This window comes from Luteibacter sahnii (genome assembly GCF_034063545.1).
GTDB classification, from domain to species: domain Bacteria; phylum Pseudomonadota; class Gammaproteobacteria; order Xanthomonadales; family Rhodanobacteraceae; genus Luteibacter; species Luteibacter sahnii.
In genome coordinates, this window is record NZ_JAQLOK010000001.1 from 441,254 (window position 1) to 458,446 (window position 17,193).

Genomic DNA, 17,193 nt, shown 5'->3' on the forward strand with positions numbered 1-17,193 from the left:
CTTGCAACCGGGTGTGTCCGCGAGCTCCGAAGCAAAATCAATCGCAAGGCTCTGTTCTCGTTACGAGTGGATAGCTGAAAACACCGGAAAATCCATCCACTTCTAATAAAAACAGAGCTAATCGCAAGGTGTTTAGATATTTGTCGATTGCGGAACGACGAAGTGAGCAGGAATCCTGAAGACGCTACGAATGCTTCGACGTCCTTGTTGAATCGTCATCGGCGTAGCGTGATCGGGGCAGGGGAGTCTTGACGGAGCCATGCCATCCTGGCAATCACCGTGCGGTCAAGCGAATGAGTTTTTCACTGCCGCTAGTTCACTGGTCCTAAATCCGCCTATCGTGGTGCCGTCCCAATGCCAAAGGCAGCGATCCCATCCCCATTCGACGCCTTAAACAGCGTTCCGCTGGTGAGCCTGGCTTTAGACGCAGCTGTGAAGATGTCCCTCGCGCTGGGCGACAATCCTGCGCACGTCGAGCCATCCGGTGATCGCCTGCCGGACGAGGATGAGTTCTATCTGCTCAACGTTGGCGCTCGCCTTGCACATCTTCTGGCCGTCTGCTCGCATCTCCACGCCATTCCTATAATGGTGGGAACGTTCCGATCGACACCAGAGTCGGCTGCAGCCAGCACGGCAACGTGACTTTCAAATACAAACGTCATTAGTTGATTGAAGACGTCCTGAAACGCCTGACCGCCGCTTTCATGCAGCTTGTTTCGAAAGATCACGTTGTGCACAAAGGTTGCGTCCATGTCCCCCTCGACCATCGCAACTGATGGCATCAAGCATATGTGCGTGATGAGGGTTGTTCACGATTCTTGTCAGGGCGTCGCCCGCATAGGGGCAGCATGAATGACACGGTTACGTGGCAATCGCGTGAGAAGGTTTTCCGTCCTACATGACACAGTCGAAAACGGGCACCGAGCGGGCAACCAATTGCAGTCGCCCAAAAGAAAAAAGACCTGCGTAAACGCAAGTCTTTGAATAAATGGTGGCTCGGGACGGAATCGAACCGCCGACACGGGGATTTTCAATCCCCTGCTCTACCAACTGAGCTACCGAGCCACGAGTGCCTGCAATGCGTGTTGCGGCGTGTGGAGCCGCGTATTAAATCGGGTAGCGGGACGCGCGTCAAGCGTTTTCGTCGGGTGGCACGTAGCCGGCCGCCTGGGCGACGTCGCCGCCGCCGAAGAAATATTTTTCCATCTCGCCGGAGAGGAAGCCGCGCGTCTTGGGGTCGAGCGGCGACAGGCGCATCTCGTTGATGAGCATGGTCTGGTGGGCGAGCCACTGGGCCCAGGCCTCCTTGGACACGTTGTCGTAGATGCGCTTGCCCAGTTCACCGGGCCAGGGGGCGAAGTCGAGGCCGTCGGCGTCGCGGCCGAGTTTCACGCAATGGACCGTGTGCGTCATGGGGCGATCTCCGGAAGATGGTCGAGCAGGGTGCGCACCGGGGCGGGCAGGCCGAGCGAGGCGATGTCCTCGCGGTCGCACCAGCGCCGGTCGGCGCGGTCGGCCACGGCGGCGAGCGGGGCCGCATGGTCGAACAGAAGGGGGCTGACGTCCAGCCGGTAATGGCTGAAGACGTGGGTGAACGCGGGCAGGGGCTCCGCCGCGTGCACGCGCGCGAACGTGGTCGCCACGGCCGGCGCGGCGTCCGCGTCGACCGCCTCGGGCAGGCTCCATAGCCCCGACCACACGCCTTGCGTGCCGCGTTTTTCGAGCAGCACGCGTCCGCGTCCGTCGCGCATGAGCAGCATCGCGACGGCGCGCGTTGGGATTTTCTTGCCAGGCTTTACCGTGGGCAGCACGGTCGTGAGCCCGTCACGGTGAGCGACGCATGTGGCCGCGTGAGGGCAGAGCAGGCAGGCCGGCTTGCTCCGCACGCAGACGGTGGCGCCGAGGTCCATGATCGCCTGCGTATAGTCGGCGGTGCGTTCGTCGGGCGTGTGTTCGTCGGCGTGCCGCCAGAGGCGTTTTTCGATGGCGCTCTCACCGGGAAACCCTTCGATGCCGTGGTAGCGCGTGAGCACGCGTTTGACGTTGCCGTCGAGGATGGGGAAACGCAGCCCGTGCGCTTGGGCGAGGATGGCGCCCGCCGTGGAGCGACCGATGCCGGGAAGGGCCATGAGGGCGTCGAGGTCGCGCGGCAGGTCGCCGCCGTGACGTTCCACGCATAGCCGCGCGGCATGGTGCAGGAAACGGGCGCGACGGTAGTAACCCAGCCCCGACCACAGCGCGAGCACGGTGTCCTCATCGGCATCCGCGAGGTCGCGCAGGGTGGGCAGGCGCTCGACGAACCGCTGGAAGTAATCCAGCACCGTGACCACCTGGGTCTGCTGCAGCATGATTTCCGACAGCCACACCCGATAGGCGCTGCGCGGGTGTTGCCAGGGGAGTTCCTTGCGTCCGTGGTGGTCGTACCAGCGGAGCAGTTCGCGGGCGAAAGCGTTCAAGGCGCGACGCCTACCGTGGCGGTGGCGGCGGGTGCGTCGGGCGTGGCGCGTATGCGCAGGCCCTTGACGTGCAGGCTGCCCGCGTCGACGTTCTGCGCCTGCACGGTGCCGACCAGCGGCGGCATCGTCAGCGACCCGGTGCCGCGGATGCCGGTCCACCACTGCGCAAGCGCCAGGGGCGGAAGGCGCAGGTCGGCATGATCGGTGTCGCCATCGAGCTTGAGCGCGACGTAGAGCGGGTCGTTCTCGTTGGCCGGCGTGACGCGCAGCGCCACGTCATACGGTGTGGCATCGTGGCGCGTCACGCGGCCGGTGAGCGACGCGCCGACATCCGCGCCGCCGCGCCACGTGGCCGTGCCCTTGAGCGTGGACTCGAAGCGTGGATCGCTGTCGAGGCCGAGGGTCATGTCGGCCAACGTGAGTACGCCGCGCGACAGGGTGGGCACCGTGTCGAGATCGAGCGCGTAAGGCGTGCCGTCGGCCAGGTGGGCGGACAGCGTGAGGGTGAAGCGACGTCCGCTGGCGAGGCGGTCGGCCTCGGCTTCGATGTCCGACAGCACCAGTTTCGTACCGCGCAAGAGCGTGCCGCGCGCAATGCGGAAGCCGGCATCGATCGTCGGCAGTGTCGCGCCCGCCGTGGAGGGGCGGCTCGGCAACGTGTCGAGATAGGCCGACACCGCGTCGACGTCGATGCGTGCGCCTTCCACTTCCAGCCGGGAGATGGTGGCCTCGCCGCCGAGCAGGGTATGCCACGGCAACACCACACGCCCCCGCGACGCGACGATGAGCGGTGTGCTCGACCCTTCGCCGCGTAGCATGACGCCTTCCAGATCGAGCGCGGGCGAGGGCCACAGGGTGGGGCTCGCGGGGTTGGCCAGGGTCAGCTCCAGACCTGCCGCCCGGGCACGCGATTGCAGCAGGGCGGTGAAGCGTTCGGGTTGCAGCACGACATAGGTCGCCACGACCGCCGTGACCAACAGCAACGCGCACACGCCGCCGAACACGTAGAGGCCGGCGCGCAGCCGGCGGTTCATCGGCATGACGTCGCCAGGCGGCCCACCGTCAACCTCCCAGTCGTGCGGGCAGGAGGCCGTCGACGAAGGCTTCGGCGTCGAATACGCGCAGGTCGGTGGCGGTTTCGCCCAGGCCCACGTAGCGGATGGGCAGGGCGAACTCCCGCGCCAGCGCGAACATGACGCCACCCTTGGCGGTACCGTCGAGCTTGGTCACCACCAGGCCGGTGACGCCCGCCGTGTCGCGGAACTGGCGCAACTGGCTGATGGCGTTCTGGCCGGTGGTACCGTCGATGACCATCAGCACCTCGTGCGGCGCGGCGGTGTCGAGCTTCTTCATGACGCGGGCGATCTTGCCCAGCTCGTCCATGAGGCCGCCCTGGGTGTGCAGGCGTCCCGCGGTGTCGGCGATCAGCACATGCGTGCCGCGCGAGCGAGCGGCCTGGAGGGCGTCGAAGATCACGCTGGCCGAGTCGGCATCCTGGCCCTGGGACACCACCGGCACCTTGTTGCGCTCGCCCCACGTCTTCAACTGCTCGACGGCGGCAGCGCGGAACGTGTCGCCCGCGGCGAGCATCACGCTGCGGCCTTCGTCAGCGTAGCGGCGGGCAAGCTTGCCGATGGTGGTGGTCTTGCCCACGCCATTGATGCCGACGGTCAGGATCACGAACGGCGTGTGCGTGCCCACGTCGAGTGGGCGCTCGACGGGTTTGAGCAGGGCGACCAGTTCGGCACGCAGAGCGGTGAGCAGGGCCTGCGCGTCGGCGAACTCGCGCTTGTGCATGCGCTTGCGCAGCGCTTCCACCAGCCGGGTGCTGGCCTCGACGCCGACATCGGCGGTGATCAGGGCGGTTTCCAGCTCGTCGAGCAGGTCGTCATCGAGCTTGGGGTGGCGCACGAAGAGCGAGCTGAGGCTCTTGGCGAAACCGCTGCCCGAAAGGCGTTCGCGCCAGCTGCGGCGTGCCGGCTGCGAGGCCTCCGCGGCGGCTTCGGCGGCGGCGCTCGCGTCGAACTCGCCCGAGAGCTCGGGCACCTCCGGTTCGGCCGGCGCGGTTTCGGCCAGGGCTTCGGTCAGGCCTGTCGCGGCGTCGGTGGACGCCGGGTCGGCGGCGCTGGCCCGGACGTCATCCTCGACGGGCGTGGCCTCGGGGGCCGGGGCGGCGTCGACGGGCTTCTTTTTCCAGAACTTGAGCATTGCGCGGCGGATTCAAAGACAATAGGCGAATGCTAGCACTCCCGCCCCCACTGGCCGCTGATCGATGAACGGGACCGGCCGCATCCGTGTCATTGGCGGAAGCCTTCGCAACTCGCGGCTGGATGTCCCGGACCGGCCGGGACTGCGGCCGACCACCGACCGGGTGCGCGAGACCCTGTTCAACTGGTTGCAACCGGTGATCGAGGGCTCGCGCTGCCTCGATCTCTACGCCGGCACGGGCGCCCTGGGCATCGAGGCGCTTTCCCGTGGCGCGGCGATGCTGACCTTCGTCGAGCGTGAGCAGGCGCTGGTTGCCGCGCTTAAGGCCAACCTCACCCGGTTGAAGGTGCAGGCCAGCGTCGTGGCCGACGATGCCGCGCGCTGGCTCAAGGGGGGCGGCAAGCCGTTCGACGTGGTGTTCATCGACCCCCCTTTCGCCGACGGCGCCTGGGACACCGCGGCGACACTGCTGGAAGAAGGCGGCTGGCTGTCCGCCTCGGCCTGGATCTACGTCGAATCCCCCCGCGCCGCCGTGCTGCGCCTGCCGGCCAGTTGGCAGCCGCATCGCCAGGGGCAGGCCGGGGAGGTTGCCTACACCCTCTATCGCCGCACCCTTTCCGATCCGTTAAGCTAATCCGCGTTTTCCCTTGCCTGCGTTCTCCATGACTCCTCCGCCGGTCAATCCGCGTCTCGCCGTCTACCCCGGCACGTTCGATCCGATCACGAACGGCCACGCCGACCTCGTGTCGCGCGCCGCGCCGCTGTTCGACCGCATCGTGGTGGCGGTGGCCGAAAGCCGCAGCAAGGGGCCGGGCTTCAGCCTCGGCGAGCGCATCGCGCTGGCCCGCCTGGCGCTGGCCGACCTGCCCAACGTCGACGTGCGCGGTTTCGACTGCCTGCTGGCCGACTTCGTGACGGAGATCGGCGCGGGGGTGATCCTGCGCGGCCTGCGCGCGGTGTCCGACTTCGAATACGAATTCCAGCTCGCCAGCATGAACCGTCACCTGATCCCCAAGGCCGAGACGCTGTTCCTGACCCCGGCCGAGCAGTACAGCTTCATCTCCTCCTCGCTCGTGCGTGAAATCGGTCGCCTGGGTGGCGATATATCCGGCTTCGTGCATCCGGCGGTGCAACAGGCCATGCGCCAGCGCTGGCGCCATTCTTGAACCTAAAGGTGATCATCATGCGTAAGTTCCTCCTCGCCGCGTCCGTGGCCCTGACCGCCTCGCTGGCCCTGTCGGCCTGCAACAAGTCCGACGACGCCGACAAGGCCTCCACCCAGCAGGAAGCAGCCGTCGCCAAGCCGTCCGATCCGAAGGACACCAAGGCGTGGAGCCAGTTCTTCGGCCAGATCGTGCGCAAGAACATGCAGGGCATGACCGCCGACCGCCCGTTCCCGTACTTCGTGCCGGCCGGTGACGACCAGGAAGGCCAGGACGGTCGCCAGCGCCAGCTCGACAACGTCCAGGGCACCGTGGCCCGTGGCGTCACCCCGGGCAACATGCTCGTGTTCGGTGGCCCGTCGTCGGCCAAGACCGCCGACCTGATCGTCGACGCTTTCAAGAACGCCCAGCCGGGCTCGTTCAAGAACGTGATCGTGCTCTTCATCGGCGATCAGGCCGACCAGCAGCGCGTCGCCGACGCCCTGGCCCCGACCGGTGCCACCTACCGCTTCGTCGCCATGTGACGACGCGTCACGCACCACGCGTGGCTCGTGAAGAAGGGCGCCCTGGGGCGCCCTTCTTCGTTGGGGTGCGACTTGCGCTAAAATGAGCGCATGTCCCTCATGATTCTCGACACCTGCGTCAACTGCGACGTCTGCGAGCCCGTGTGCCCGAACAAGGCCATCTCGCTGGGTGAGTTGTATTACGTGATCGATCCCGACCTGTGCACCGAGTGCGTGGGGCATTTCGACAACCCGCAGTGCGTCGAAGTGTGTCCGGTGGAATGCATTCCGCACGATCCCGATCGTGTCGAGAGCCGCGAACAGCTCATGCTCAAGTACGAACACCTCATGGCGAAGTCGGCTTCCTGAGCCTTCTGGGTTAATCTGGCCGGCAGTAATGACTGTCCGGAGAGACACCCCATGACCCGTCTTTCGTCGTGGCGCCTGATCGCCGCGAGTGCCTTTCTCGTGGCCGGCACAGGCGTGGCGTCCGCCAGGGATGCCGCCGCCGACACGCCGTCGCGCGGTCCGGGCCACGCGGCCATCGCCAGCGCCAACTTCCTTGCCACCAACGCCGGTTTCGAAGTGCTCGGCAAGGGTGGCAACGCGTTCGACGCGGCGGTGGCCGTGTCCTCGACACTGGCCGTGGTGGAGCAGCAGAGCTCGGGCCTGGGCGGTGGCTTCATGGCCTTGCTGCACCGGGCGTCGGATAACCGCGATGTGTTCGTCGACGCCCGCGAGACCGCGCCCAGGGCTGTCGACATGAAGGTCTACGTCGGCAAGGACGGCAAGCCCAATCGCGAGGTGTCCACGCGTGGCCCGCTGTCGGCCGGCATCCCCGGTGAGCCGGCCGGCCTGGCCTGGATGGCCCAGCACTACGGCAAGCTGCCGTTGTCGGTGTCGCTGGCGCCGGCCATCCGCGTCGCGAAGGAGGGCTTCCAGCCCGACAGCCGTTTCCTCGGCGCCATCGCCGACCACAAGGACGACCTGGCGCGCTACCCCGCCTCGGCGGCGGTGTTGTTGCCGGGAGGCAATGTGCCCACCGCCGGCTGGACATTGAAGCAGCCCGATCTCGCCCGGACGCTCGAGCGCCTCGCCGCGCAGGGGCGCGACGGCTTCTACAAGGGCGAAACGGCGAAGCTGCTTGTGTCGTCCACGCGCAAGGCGGGCGGCAACTGGACCGCGGCCGACCTGGAAAGCTACACGGTGAAAGAGCGCGAGCCGCTGCGTGTCGACTACAAGGGCTATCGCATCGTCACCGTGCCGCCCCCGTCGTCCGGTGGCGTGGCGATCGCCGAGATCCTCAACATCCTCGGCGGCTACGACCTCACCCGCCTCGACGTGGCGCATGCCACGCATCTCGTCATCGAGGCGATGCGCCGGGCGTTCCGCGACCACAACGAATACCTGGGCGATCCGGACTTCGTGAAAATGCCCCTCGACATGCTTCTGTCGACGTACTACGCCGACGGCCTGCGTGCCACCATTTCGCCCGACAAGGCCACGCCGTCCGATCTGCTGCCCACGGCCATGGCATCGGAGCCGGGCATGCACACCACGCATTTCTCGGTGATCGACGCCGACGGCAACATGGTCGCCTCCACGCTCACGGTCAACCTTGAGTTCGGTTCCACCTTCGTCGCCGAAGGCACGGGTGTGTTCCTCAACGACGAGATGGACGACTTCGCCCTCGTGCCCGGCCAGCCGAACGCGTTCGGCCTGCGCGGTTCGCTCGCGAACGCGCCGGAGCCGGGCAAGCGGATGCTCTCGTCGATGTCGCCGAGCTTCGTGTTCGGCGCCGATCGCACGGCCGTCATCGGTTCGCCGGGCGGTTCGACCATCATCACGCAGGTGCTCGAAGGCATCCTTGCCTTCATCGACGGGAAGGATGCCTCGGGCATCACCGCGCAAAAGCGCTTCCATCACCAATACCTGCCCGATCGCGTGGATGTCGAACCCGGCGTGTTCGACGATGCCACGGCCAAGGCGCTGACGGCTATGGGGCATGTGCTGAAAGAGCGTTCGCCCTGGGGATTCATGAACGTGGTCACCTGGGACCATCGCACCGGCAAGCTCGACGCCGCGAGCGATCCGCGCCGGCCGTCGGGCCTGGGCAAGGTGCAGTGAGGTCGATGCCATGAAACTGTGGTCGCTCATCGGCAATTCGCAACGGCTCGACGGCGGAGCCATGTTCGGCAACGCACCGCGTGCGATGTGGGCGCGCTGGATCGAGCCCGACGAACAGAATCGCATTCCGCTGGCGTGTCGTTGCCTGCTGGTCACCGGTCTGGACGGACGCAACGTGCTGTTCGAAACCGGCATCGGCGCGTTTTTCGAGCCAGCCCTGCGTGAACGCTACGGCGTGGTGGAAGACCGGCATGTGCTACTCGATTCGCTGGCCTCGGTCGGGCTGACGCACGAAGACATCGACGCGGTGGTGCTTTCGCATCTGCATTTCGACCACGCCGGCGGCCTGCTCGCCGCGTGGGAAGACGGCCGGTCGCCGCGCCTGCTGTTTCCCAACGCGCGCTACCTCGTGGGGGCGGAGCACTGGGCGCGTGCCCGGCATCCGCACCCGCGCGACCGGGCATCGTTCATTCCCGAACTGGCGGCGTTGCTCGAGGCCAGCGGGCGGCTCGAACTCGTCGAGCCGAACCGCTCCAGTTCGCTGGGCCAGGCGGTGCGATTCACCTTCTCCGAAGGCCATACCCCCGGGCTGATGCTGGCCGAGGTGGCGGGCGTGGTGTTTTGCGCCGACCTCATTCCGGGGCGCCCGTGGGTGCACCTGCCGGTGACGATGGGCTATGACCGGTGGCCGGAGCGGCTCATCGACGAAAAGAAGACGTTCCTCGACGACAAACTGGCGCGCGGGGTGCGGCTGTTTTTCACCCACGACCACGGCTGCGCCATGGCATCGGTGGCGCGCGACGACAAAGGCCGCTATTCGGCGGTCGATCCACGAGAGACACTGGTCGGGCTGGACGCCTGAGCCAGCGTGAACGGGACGGGGCGGGATGAAGTACACGAAAACGCATGACAAGGTCCGCTGGGCGTGGCGAGCGGTGGGCGTCATGGCTCTGCTGGCGGCGCTGGCGCTGATCGCGTGGAATGAACAGCGGCCGATGGCCTACCTCGCCGCCGTCAGCCGGCAGGGGGCTCCGGTGCTGGACCTGGGCGACCAGGGGCGCCCGGGATCCGGCCTGCACGGTTCGACGACCCGCGTCGACGGCATGCCGCGGATCATCGACGCACCGTACGACCGGGAGTTCGGCGTGCGTGCCGAATCCCCGTTGCTGGTGCGGCACGTGGAAATGTTCCAGTGGCGCGAGGTCACCGTAGGCGGGCAGACCCATTACGAACTCGACTGGGTCGATCATCCTGTCGAATCGTCCCGTTTCGCCAAGCCGGCCGGCCACGCCAATCCCGGCGGGTTCCCCATCCAGGGGCGTCAGTTCGAAGCGGGCGAGGTGAGGCTGGGACATTTCCGGCTGTCGCAAGCCATCGTGCGCGCGTTTCCGGGACGGGTAGCGGTGTCGCCCAACGAAAAGACCCTGCCGGCCAACCTGGCGGCGACGTTCCAGCGTGCCGGCGATGACCTCATCACCAGCGCGAAACCCGACGTGCCCCGGCTGGGCGACCTCCGCGTGAGTTGGGAGGCCGTGCCGGTGCAGACCATGACGGTGGTGGCGCGGATCGATGGGGACACGCTGGTGCCGGGTGCGGCGTCGGGCAACCGTCCCGGCTTCGAAGTGCAGGTGGGAGATCGCCGCCTGAGCGATGTCATGCCGGCCACGCCCGAGCCGCCCGAGGCGGTAATGACGGCGCGCGTGCTGGCGGCGCTCGTGGCATCCTTTGGCGTGTTGCTGGCGGCCGCCGGCACGCGCTTCCAGGGCGACCCATGGTTCGCGCTCGGGGCGGGCACCGTCGTGGTGACGGCCGCGGGAGGGCTCCTGTGGTTGGGCACCGACGCGATGGTCAGCAGCGTGTGGTTATTGGTGGCTGTATTGGGCGCGGGGCTGGCGATCTGGCGATCGCAACACCGGCACGCGCGTGACGTCTGACTTTTCGGGAAACCCTCTCGCATGCGTATCACCGGACTCTATGCGGCACTGCTGGCCCTGCTCATCCTTGGACTCGCGGTGCGCGTGATCCTGCTTCGCCGGCGCCACCAGATCGGTTTGGGCGACGGCGGCCACCGCGATGCCGCGTGCGCCATCCGCACGCACGGCAACGCGGTCGAATACGTGCCCATCGCGTTGATCCTTCTCCTGGTGCTGGAACTCAACCAGACCCTGCCCCTGCTGCTGCATGTGTTCGGCATCACACTGCTGATCGCGCGCCTGGCGCACGCCATGGGCCTGTCGTCGTCGCCGGGCTACTCGGCGGGGCGCGCAGCCGGCGCCGCACTCACCCTGGTGGTGATCGCCGCGATGGCTTTGCTTCTCATCTGGCAGTACGCCGTCATCCACCTCCTGACCTGACCCCATCACGAGGGCACAGGAGCGGACCATGTCCGCGAACCCTCGGCGCGGCGACGGTGCGAGGGATTGCCGCCACCGGCACGATGCCGGTGCGTGGGGCGGCAGTGGATCAGGCCTGCGCCGCGGCGGAACCGTCGGCGAACGCGTAGACGTGGTCGGCCCAGCTGGCCGCGTCGCGGTAGATGGTGGCCATCTTGAGCATGTGCTGCTCGGAGTCGGTCTGCAGTTCGCCCTGTTCCCAATGGCGGATCTGGTCGAGGATCGTCGCGAAGGGGCCGGTGCCCTCGAGGAGTGCCTCGCGGATTTCCAGCGCCAGCGGCAGGTGCTCGAGCACGTAGGCCATCGACGCGTTCATCAGCGTGTCGAGCAGCGAGAACAGGCCGGCGGTGAAGGCCATCTCCTGCAGCTCGGGCTTGACGCTGCGAGCCAGTTGCTCGCACATGTGCGCGCGTATGAGCGCCAGGCGCAGCAGCTCGGGCGGACGCTCGTCCATGCCCGACACGGCCATGGTGAAGATCCAGTTGCGCATGCGGTTGACGCCGAAGAACACCGCCGCCTGTTCCACCGATTTCAACTGGCGGGGCAGGGCGAAGTAGGCGGAATTCACGCAACCCAGCAGCTTGTAGCTGAGGATCGCGTCGTCGCGGACGATCTTGCCCAACTCGACCGGGCCGTTGTCCGGATCCTGCAGCGCGCCCATGAGGCGTAGCACGCCGAGCTTGTTCGGGGTGAGCCGCGGCATGTCCACGCGTTCCGGGCGCAGCAGGTAGCGGCCCTGGAAACCGTCGACGTCCTGGTCGGCGTAATCGATAAAGGTTTCGTGCGTGTCGATGCCGGTGACGATCACCTTGACGCCGAAGGCGTGAACGTAATCGATGTGTGCGCGTGCGGCGACGGGGTGGCGATGGTCCACCGCCACCTTCGCGAACTGCACGATCCGCAGCAGCGCGTCGACGCCGGCGCGATGCACGGGATCGGCGGGCAGCGTGAAGTCTTCGAGCATGAACAGGCAGCCATGGCCCTTCAGCTCGCGCAGGCGCACCAGCAATTGCTCGTCGTCGCCCACGTCGGCGCTGATGCTGGCGCCCAGCCGCGCGTTGTGGCGCAGGATGTCGGCATGCTGCACGAGCAGTTCGCGCGACATGTGCAGGAACGCCCGGTTATCGCGCACGAGGCGCTTGAGGCTGCCATCGACGATGGCGCTCAGCGTGGCCTGGGTGTGCGCCAGCGAGGCGGTTTCGATGTCCAGCCCGGCGGGTCGGGGAAAAAGCAGCTCGTAGGCGAACAGCGCCTGCTTGCGATCGAGGACCGGCACGCGAACGATGGGGAGGATTCCATCGTCGTTCACCGCTATCGGCTGGGGGGTTGCTGCCATGTCTATCGTCGTGCGCCGTGGGGTGAGTTCGCGATGGAGGATACTGCGGGGCGTTGGCTCAGACCTGTGCGAGGGTCGCAGAACGGAGCTTGATCCGGGCGGCGCCGTCCGGGCCGTAGGTGGAACCGTTCGGGCCGTCGCCGGAGATCACCGCGAGCGCCTGACGGACCTGACCGATCCGCTGGCCGACGATACGGCCGTTGGTGTCGTTGATCCGGCGACACTCGAGCAGGCGATCCACCGTATGCGACCAGCGCGGGTCGTTGAGCGAGTCGATGCCGGCGGCGTCGCTCAGTTGGCGGCGCTCGACGTCGAGCCGCTCGATGCGGTCCACCGAGGCGCCCTTGGCGCGTCCCACGGTTTCGATCGTGGCGGCGTCGGCCTGGTCGAGCGCCATGCGCTCGTCGATCAGGTGCGCGTGCAACTGGTCGACCTCACGGGCGAGGTCGGCCATCACGGCGGCCAGCGCCGTATCGAAATCGGAACCGTGGGTGGGTGTCATGCCTTGCCGCCGATCTGGCCTTCCATCGCGAGGAACTTGCTGGCGATGGCCTGGGCGTCCGGTTTATAGGTGCCCTCGGCGAGACGGGCGCGGATGGCTTCCACTCGGGCGGTGTCGACGCCTTCGCCACGGCTGGCGGCGTCCAGCGCCTTGGCCGAGTCGGTGATGCGCACGCTGTCGGCGGTGCCGCGCACGGGTGCGGCGGCCGGGGCCTGGCCGGCGGAACCGGCGGCGGCGTTGGGCGTGCGCGCCGGGACGGCGAGCTGCGCAGGGGTAAGGCCGGGTTTGATCGTATTGGTCATGAGGGGGTCCTCGGAACGATGTCCTTCGGAAGGCTTATCGGCGTGCCGGGGACGAACTTTAGCGGGCGCGGGGGTGAAAGTGTGATGGATCGACCCTTTGTTTCATGGCAGGACGGCGACGACCCCCGGCCCGCTGATCACCGCGTCGACGATCCGTCCGGACGACGCGTTGCGCACCTTCACGCGGGCCCCGGCGTCGCCGGCACCCATCGCCACGCCGTCGGCGCGGATGGTGACCCCGTCCACCGTGGCCTCCATGCTCACCGCGTCGCCCACGCGCACGGCCTGGCGGCCGGCGAGCATGCCCGGGGTGAGTACGGTGCCCGCGTTGATCGGGCGCGCCAGGGCGCGGCCCTCGACCTGGTCGAGCGCGGCGATGTAGCCGTAAGCGAGCGAGGCGACGTCGCGCTCCTCGCTGTGCACGTCGGCGGCACCGATGCCGTCGCCCCGGGTCAGGGGGCGGCTGGTCACCAGCACCGGGGTGAACAGCTTCACCCGCACCGGCACGCGGACGGTCCATCCGCCGGGCACGGGACAGTGCACCGTCACGCTGACCCGTGCACCGAGGGCACGGTTGCCGGGCAGCGAGGCGTCCGGTGTCATCGGGCAATCGGCCAGGCGCAGCCGGCTGTCGAGCGCGACGGCGTCGGCCTCCATGCGGGCGCCGGGCAGGGTACGGTTCTGCCGCAGCCACGCCACCGCGATGTCACGCACCTGATCGACCGACGTGGCCGCCGCGACGAACGGGCAGGCCAGCGAGGCGAGGGCGGCGATCGCGAGGGCGAGGCGGCGGATCACGCCGCGCGCTCCGCGAGGGCGGTGGACAGGCCCTGGGTGATCGCGTCGAGTTCGCGCGTCAACCCCGGCAGCATCTGCGCGGCCTCGGCCTGGCGACCTTCGCCGATGGCCAGCGCATAGACCGACGCCTGGGCCGAGAAACGGTCGGCGGCGGCCCGCACGCCATCGGAGGCCGCATCCGAGCGGCGCACGCGGAACTGATCGATGCAGCGCAGGAGCGGCGTCGTATCGAGCCAGCGGCGATCCAGGCCGGCGGGATCGCGCGAGGACAGTTCCAGGGCGTAACGCAGGCCCTGGCAGGCTTCGCGGATCATCTGGCTCAGCGTGGCGGCATCGAGTTCACCCTCGGTCTCCAGGCGGGCCAGGCCCAGGCGGTGGGCCAGCACGGCGGCGCGGGCGGCGGCATCGGCCTGGCGGCGGGTCTCCGTGGCGGTGCGGCCGAGGCTGGCTTGGGCGGCCTGCACGCCGGCGATGCGGCCCTGCAGCGTGCCCATGCCGTCGCGCGCGGCGTCGATGCCCTCGCGGGCGGCGCGCACCACGCCGTCGACGCGACCCAGCGACGCCTGCATGCCGGCGATGCCAGACTGGGTCTGGTCGAGGCGGCGCAGGCTGTTCTGCACGGCCTCGTCGAGCTGGCCGGAGAATTCGCCGACGGCCTGCGTCACCTGGTCGATCTCGGCGGTGGCCTGGGTGGTCTTCTCGGCGAGCTGCTTGACCTCGTCGGCGACCACGGCGAAGCCGCGGCCGGCTTCACCGGCACGGGCAGCCTCGATCGCAGCGTTGAGCGCCACGAGGTTGGTCTGGTGGGCGATGTCCTGCACTGTTGCGGTCAGCTTGCGGATGGCGGTGAAGTAATCGGCGAACTGGGCGTGGTTGCGGCTCATGCCCGACAGCGCGCTGCGCAGCAGGCGCAACTGGCCGTCGAGGTCGCCGGCCTGGGCGATGCCTTCGCCGCCGGCGTCGGCCATGCCGCTCACGCCGGAGCGGGCCTGGTCCAGGGCCGTCGAAATCCTGGCGCCCGACTCCGTCAAACGACCGGCGGCATCCCGGGCCCCTTCGACGGCGGTGCCCAATTCCTGCAACGTCAGGCCGAGGGCCTGGGCATTGGTGAGCACCATGCCCTGCTGCTCGATGGCCTGGATGGTGGTGGCCGGCGCGGTACGCGGCTCGGCGGGCTTGAGCAGGGCGCCCAGGGCGCTGGCGGCCGCCGGATACTGGGCGGCGAGCGCCCGCACGCGGGCGGCGTCACCCGCGGCGGCGGCTTGGGCGAGAAGACGGACGTGCTGGCTCCAGAGGAGAGTCATGGGTGCTTCGCTTTTGGTGGGTCGCCCACTACATCGGTCGCGGGGCGCTGTTCTTGAGCGAAGCAATACCCGTGCCAGTCGCCAGGAGCGCGCCCTGCGCGCGAGGGGCGTCGCGTCGTAAAGAATCCACGCGTCGGGCCGATACCCCCATACACCTCGAACGACGCAGCCCCGATGGCCCGACCCCTCCTCGACACCGTGGAAACCTTCACCCGCCTCGCCGGCCACAACCGCGTGGCGATGCTGCTGTTCCGCCTGGGCGAGCGCCAGGCGTTCGGTATCAACGTGTTCAAGGTGCGCGAGGTGCTTCGCCGGCCGCGCCTGGAGCGCATGCCGAGCATGCACGAGCTGGTGGCGGGCAGTTTCGACTACCGCGGCCATACCATTCCGGTGGTGGACCTCGCCGCTGCGATGGGGTACCCGCCGCTGGCCGGCGTGGATGGCGCGCACCTGATCGTCACCGAGTTCAACCTGTCGGTGCAGGGATTCCTGGTGTCCGACGTGGACCGCATCGTGCACGTCGACGGCGCCCAGATGGCGGCGCCGCCCGCCGCCCTGGGCTACGGCCCCCGCGTGAACGCGGTGACGCGCCTGGACGGTGACCTCGTCGCCATCGTCGACGTCGAGCAGGTGCTGTCCAGCGTCGACCCGCGGGCGGTCGAGGTATCCGACCGCGTGCAGAAGGCGGCCCATGGGCAGTCGATCGCCAATCGGCGCGTGCTGGTCGTCGACGACTCGGCGGTTGCCCGCAAACAGATCGTCGACCTGTTCCGCAAGCTGGAACTCGAATGCGTGGTGGCGAAGGACGGTTCCGAAGGCCTGGAGCGCCTGCGCCAGCTGGTGGCCGGCCCGGCGGCCGAGCGCGTGGCCCTGGTGGTGTCCGATATCGAGATGCCGACGATGGACGGCTACGCGATGACCCGCGCCATTCGCGACGAGCCCCAGCTGCGCCACCTCAAGGTGCTGCTGCACAGTTCCCTGAGTGGTGTATTCAATGAGGCGATGGTGGCCCGCGTGGGAGCGGATCGCTTCATCGCCAAGTTCCAGCCGGACGTGCTCGCCACGGCCGTCATGGAACTGCTGCCCGCCTGACGCGCGACGGCCCACCGTCGCCGGATCGTCTCCGGCGGGCGACGGAATTCCGCCGCCATCGCCCATGTTCCTTCTGAAAACGGCGCCACGGCGCCGTTTCGCATTGCGCTTTCCACCGTGGCACGCCTCTTGCTGAGCCCCTCGGGCCAAGTCAACGAGAGGGCCCGTGCCCATGATCGACTCCAAGGATCCGCTGTTCGGCGTGCATGCCCAGGCCCTCGGCCTGTGGCAGCGCCGTGCCGAGGTCATTTCGTCGAACCTCGCCAATGCCGACACCCCGGGCTTCCTCGCCCGCGACCTCGATTTCCGCAAGGCGATGTCCGCCGCCACCGGTGCGATGGACGGCGATCGCCTGTCGATGACCGCCACCGAGGCAGGGCACATCGGTGGCAACCCCGCCGTGGCGCTGGCCGAGGCCAACCAGCTGGCGTATCGCCAGGAAACCCAGCCGTCGATGGATGGCAACACCGTGGACACCCAGGTGGAGCAGGCGCAGTTCGCCAGCAACGCCATCCACTACCAGGCCTCGTTGAGCTTCATGACGGCCCAGATCCACGCCATGCGTATGGCCATCACGGGTAGCAGCTCATGAGCCTCCTGAAGATCTTCGACGTCGCCGGTTCCGGCATGGCCGCGCAGTCCGCGCGCCTGAACACCACCGCCAGCAACATGGCCAACGCCGACAGCGTGTCCGGCAGCGAGGCCACGGCCTATCGCGCGCGGCAACCGATGTTCGCGGCGGTGCAGCGCCAGGTCGACGGCCAGATGGAAAACGAAGGCGTGCGCACCCTCGGCGTCACCGAGAGCCAGGCGCCCGTGCAGTCCCGCTACGAGCCCGGTAACCCGATGGCCGACACCAACGGCTACGTGTATTCGAGCAACGTCAACCCGGTCGACGAGCTGGTCAACATGATCTCCGCGTCGCGCTCCTACCAGAACAACGTCGAAGTCATGAACAGCGCCAAGCAGCTCATGCAGAAGACGCTGGACCTCGGCAAATAAGGATTCC

The 17,193-nt window shown here is 68.0% G+C and carries 21 protein-coding genes and 1 tRNA gene; 12 read left to right on the forward strand and 10 right to left on the reverse strand.

All coding sequences use genetic code 11. The features are described 5' to 3' along the window. Positions 1-438: 438 nt before the first annotated feature. Entirely contained in the window at positions 439-642 is a 204-nt protein-coding gene (locus PI246_RS02080; protein WP_320549624.1) for a hypothetical protein, read from the forward strand. Positions 643-989: 347 nt separating this feature from the next. Here the strand turns inward: PI246_RS02080 and PI246_RS02085 are convergent. The 5 genes from PI246_RS02085 to ftsY form a co-directional block, all read right to left on the reverse strand. Continuing rightward, positions 990-1,065, reverse strand: a tRNA-Phe gene (locus tag PI246_RS02085). 66 nt (positions 1,066-1,131) lie between these two features. Further along, positions 1,132-1,413, reverse strand: coding sequence for an oxidative damage protection protein (locus PI246_RS02090; RefSeq protein ID WP_320549625.1), 282 nt, complete (start codon positions 1,411-1,413; stop codon positions 1,132-1,134). Then, entirely contained in the window at positions 1,410-2,456 is a 1,047-nt protein-coding gene (gene mutY / locus PI246_RS02095) for an A/G-specific adenine glycosylase (protein ID WP_320549626.1), read from the reverse strand. The genes PI246_RS02090 and mutY overlap by 4 nt, the downstream gene beginning before the upstream one ends. Then, complete coding sequence (locus tag PI246_RS02100) at positions 2,453-3,496, reverse strand: AsmA family protein (protein WP_320549627.1); 1,044 nt, start codon at positions 3,494-3,496, stop codon at positions 2,453-2,455. The genes mutY and PI246_RS02100 overlap by 4 nt, the downstream gene beginning before the upstream one ends. 22 nt (positions 3,497-3,518) lie before the next feature. Beyond that, positions 3,519-4,664: a signal recognition particle-docking protein FtsY gene (ftsY, locus tag PI246_RS02105; protein WP_320549628.1), complete on the reverse strand. Its 1,146-nt coding sequence runs from the start codon at positions 4,662-4,664 to the stop codon at positions 3,519-3,521. Positions 4,665-4,728: 64 nt separating this feature from the next. On the opposite strand from ftsY, the gene rsmD reads away from it, so the two are divergent. From rsmD to PI246_RS02145, 8 genes are all read left to right on the forward strand, one after another. After that, the gene (gene rsmD / locus PI246_RS02110; protein WP_320549629.1) at positions 4,729-5,298 is read left to right on the forward strand and encodes a 16S rRNA (guanine(966)-N(2))-methyltransferase RsmD; all 570 of its coding nucleotides are present in this window, start codon (positions 4,729-4,731) and stop codon (positions 5,296-5,298) included. A gap of 28 nt (positions 5,299-5,326) precedes the next feature. Then, the gene (gene coaD / locus PI246_RS02115; protein ID WP_320549630.1) at positions 5,327-5,830 is read left to right on the forward strand and encodes a pantetheine-phosphate adenylyltransferase; all 504 of its coding nucleotides are present in this window, start codon (positions 5,327-5,329) and stop codon (positions 5,828-5,830) included. A 17-nt stretch (positions 5,831-5,847) separates the two neighbouring features. Beyond that, the gene (locus tag PI246_RS02120) at positions 5,848-6,351 is read left to right on the forward strand and encodes a hypothetical protein (protein WP_320549631.1); all 504 of its coding nucleotides are present in this window, start codon (positions 5,848-5,850) and stop codon (positions 6,349-6,351) included. Positions 6,352-6,441: 90 nt separating this feature from the next. Further along, positions 6,442-6,699, forward strand: coding sequence for a YfhL family 4Fe-4S dicluster ferredoxin (locus PI246_RS02125; protein ID WP_320549632.1), 258 nt, complete (start codon positions 6,442-6,444; stop codon positions 6,697-6,699). 51 nt (positions 6,700-6,750) lie between these two features. Continuing rightward, entirely contained in the window at positions 6,751-8,457 is a 1,707-nt protein-coding gene (gene ggt / locus PI246_RS02130; RefSeq protein ID WP_320549633.1) for a gamma-glutamyltransferase, read from the forward strand. Positions 8,458-8,467: 10 nt separating this feature from the next. Beyond that, on the forward strand, positions 8,468-9,319 hold the full coding sequence (locus PI246_RS02135; protein ID WP_320549634.1) for an MBL fold metallo-hydrolase: 852 nt from the start codon (positions 8,468-8,470) through the stop codon (positions 9,317-9,319). Positions 9,320-9,344: 25 nt separating this feature from the next. After that, positions 9,345-10,391, forward strand: coding sequence for a TMEM43 family protein (locus PI246_RS02140; RefSeq protein WP_320549635.1), 1,047 nt, complete (start codon positions 9,345-9,347; stop codon positions 10,389-10,391). Positions 10,392-10,412: 21 nt separating this feature from the next. Beyond that, on the forward strand, positions 10,413-10,811 hold the full coding sequence (locus PI246_RS02145; RefSeq protein ID WP_320549636.1) for an MAPEG family protein: 399 nt from the start codon (positions 10,413-10,415) through the stop codon (positions 10,809-10,811). Between the two features lie 109 nt (positions 10,812-10,920). On the opposite strand, the gene PI246_RS02150 is transcribed toward PI246_RS02145, so the two are convergent. From PI246_RS02150 to PI246_RS02170, 5 genes are all read right to left on the reverse strand, one after another. Continuing rightward, positions 10,921-12,186, reverse strand: coding sequence for an EAL and HDOD domain-containing protein (locus PI246_RS02150; protein ID WP_320549637.1), 1,266 nt, complete (start codon positions 12,184-12,186; stop codon positions 10,921-10,923). A gap of 58 nt (positions 12,187-12,244) precedes the next feature. Beyond that, positions 12,245-12,688, reverse strand: coding sequence for a flagella synthesis protein FlgN (locus tag PI246_RS02155; RefSeq protein WP_320549638.1), 444 nt, complete (start codon positions 12,686-12,688; stop codon positions 12,245-12,247). Further along, the gene (gene flgM / locus PI246_RS02160; RefSeq protein ID WP_320549639.1) at positions 12,685-12,990 is read right to left on the reverse strand and encodes a flagellar biosynthesis anti-sigma factor FlgM; all 306 of its coding nucleotides are present in this window, start codon (positions 12,988-12,990) and stop codon (positions 12,685-12,687) included. Before flgM ends, PI246_RS02155 begins: the two co-directional genes overlap by 4 nt. A gap of 102 nt (positions 12,991-13,092) precedes the next feature. Then, entirely contained in the window at positions 13,093-13,788 is a 696-nt protein-coding gene (gene flgA / locus PI246_RS02165) for a flagellar basal body P-ring formation chaperone FlgA (protein WP_320549640.1), read from the reverse strand. After that, positions 13,785-15,092: a methyl-accepting chemotaxis protein gene (locus PI246_RS02170; RefSeq protein ID WP_320549641.1), complete on the reverse strand. Its 1,308-nt coding sequence runs from the start codon at positions 15,090-15,092 to the stop codon at positions 13,785-13,787. The genes flgA and PI246_RS02170 overlap by 4 nt, the downstream gene beginning before the upstream one ends. 174 nt (positions 15,093-15,266) lie before the next feature. Here PI246_RS02170 and PI246_RS02175 point away from each other — a divergent pair, with 174 nt between their 5' ends. The 3 genes from PI246_RS02175 to flgC all read left to right on the forward strand — a co-directional run bounded on the left by PI246_RS02175 (position 15,267) and on the right by flgC (position 17,186). Then, a complete protein-coding gene (locus PI246_RS02175) occupies positions 15,267-16,184 on the forward strand; it encodes a chemotaxis protein (RefSeq protein WP_320549642.1) in 918 nt (305 codons plus the stop codon). Between the two features lie 172 nt (positions 16,185-16,356). Beyond that, the gene (gene flgB, locus PI246_RS02180) at positions 16,357-16,776 is read left to right on the forward strand and encodes a flagellar basal body rod protein FlgB (RefSeq protein ID WP_320549643.1); all 420 of its coding nucleotides are present in this window, start codon (positions 16,357-16,359) and stop codon (positions 16,774-16,776) included. Then, positions 16,773-17,186 carry a flagellar basal body rod protein FlgC gene (flgC, locus tag PI246_RS02185; RefSeq protein WP_320549644.1) on the forward strand — a complete coding sequence of 138 codons (414 nt, stop codon included), beginning with the start codon at positions 16,773-16,775 and terminating at the stop codon, positions 17,184-17,186. The genes flgB and flgC overlap by 4 nt, the downstream gene beginning before the upstream one ends. Positions 17,187-17,193 lie beyond the last annotated feature (7 nt).

What these genes read in the sequence shown, in the direction of transcription:
- flgC (WP_320549644.1), top strand. Translation starts at nt 16,773, where the DNA reads ATGAGCCTCCTGAAGATCTTCGACGTCGCCGGTTCCGGCATGGCCGCG.
- ggt (WP_320549633.1), top strand. Translation starts at nt 6,751, where the DNA reads ATGACCCGTCTTTCGTCGTGGCGCCTGATCGCCGCGAGTGCCTTTCTC.
- PI246_RS02155 (WP_320549638.1), bottom strand. Translation starts at nt 12,688, where the DNA reads ATGACACCCACCCACGGTTCCGATTTCGATACGGCGCTGGCCGCCGTG.
- PI246_RS02100 (WP_320549627.1), bottom strand. Translation starts at nt 3,496, where the DNA reads ATGCCGATGAACCGCCGGCTGCGCGCCGGCCTCTACGTGTTCGGCGGC.
- coaD (WP_320549630.1), top strand. Translation starts at nt 5,327, where the DNA reads ATGACTCCTCCGCCGGTCAATCCGCGTCTCGCCGTCTACCCCGGCACG.
- flgB (WP_320549643.1), top strand. Translation starts at nt 16,357, where the DNA reads ATGATCGACTCCAAGGATCCGCTGTTCGGCGTGCATGCCCAGGCCCTC.
- PI246_RS02135 (WP_320549634.1), top strand. Translation starts at nt 8,468, where the DNA reads ATGAAACTGTGGTCGCTCATCGGCAATTCGCAACGGCTCGACGGCGGA.
- PI246_RS02125 (WP_320549632.1), top strand. Translation starts at nt 6,442, where the DNA reads ATGTCCCTCATGATTCTCGACACCTGCGTCAACTGCGACGTCTGCGAG.
- PI246_RS02090 (WP_320549625.1), bottom strand. Translation starts at nt 1,413, where the DNA reads ATGACGCACACGGTCCATTGCGTGAAACTCGGCCGCGACGCCGACGGC.
- PI246_RS02170 (WP_320549641.1), bottom strand. Translation starts at nt 15,092, where the DNA reads ATGACTCTCCTCTGGAGCCAGCACGTCCGTCTTCTCGCCCAAGCCGCC.
- PI246_RS02175 (WP_320549642.1), top strand. Translation starts at nt 15,267, where the DNA reads ATGGCCCGACCCCTCCTCGACACCGTGGAAACCTTCACCCGCCTCGCC.
- rsmD (WP_320549629.1), top strand. Translation starts at nt 4,729, where the DNA reads ATGAACGGGACCGGCCGCATCCGTGTCATTGGCGGAAGCCTTCGCAAC.
- ftsY (WP_320549628.1), bottom strand. Translation starts at nt 4,664, where the DNA reads ATGCTCAAGTTCTGGAAAAAGAAGCCCGTCGACGCCGCCCCGGCCCCC.
- flgM (WP_320549639.1), bottom strand. Translation starts at nt 12,990, where the DNA reads ATGACCAATACGATCAAACCCGGCCTTACCCCTGCGCAGCTCGCCGTC.
- PI246_RS02120 (WP_320549631.1), top strand. Translation starts at nt 5,848, where the DNA reads ATGCGTAAGTTCCTCCTCGCCGCGTCCGTGGCCCTGACCGCCTCGCTG.
- PI246_RS02080 (WP_320549624.1), top strand. Translation starts at nt 439, where the DNA reads ATGTCCCTCGCGCTGGGCGACAATCCTGCGCACGTCGAGCCATCCGGT.
- PI246_RS02140 (WP_320549635.1), top strand. Translation starts at nt 9,345, where the DNA reads ATGAAGTACACGAAAACGCATGACAAGGTCCGCTGGGCGTGGCGAGCG.
- PI246_RS02150 (WP_320549637.1), bottom strand. Translation starts at nt 12,186, where the DNA reads ATGGCAGCAACCCCCCAGCCGATAGCGGTGAACGACGATGGAATCCTC.
- PI246_RS02145 (WP_320549636.1), top strand. Translation starts at nt 10,413, where the DNA reads ATGCGTATCACCGGACTCTATGCGGCACTGCTGGCCCTGCTCATCCTT.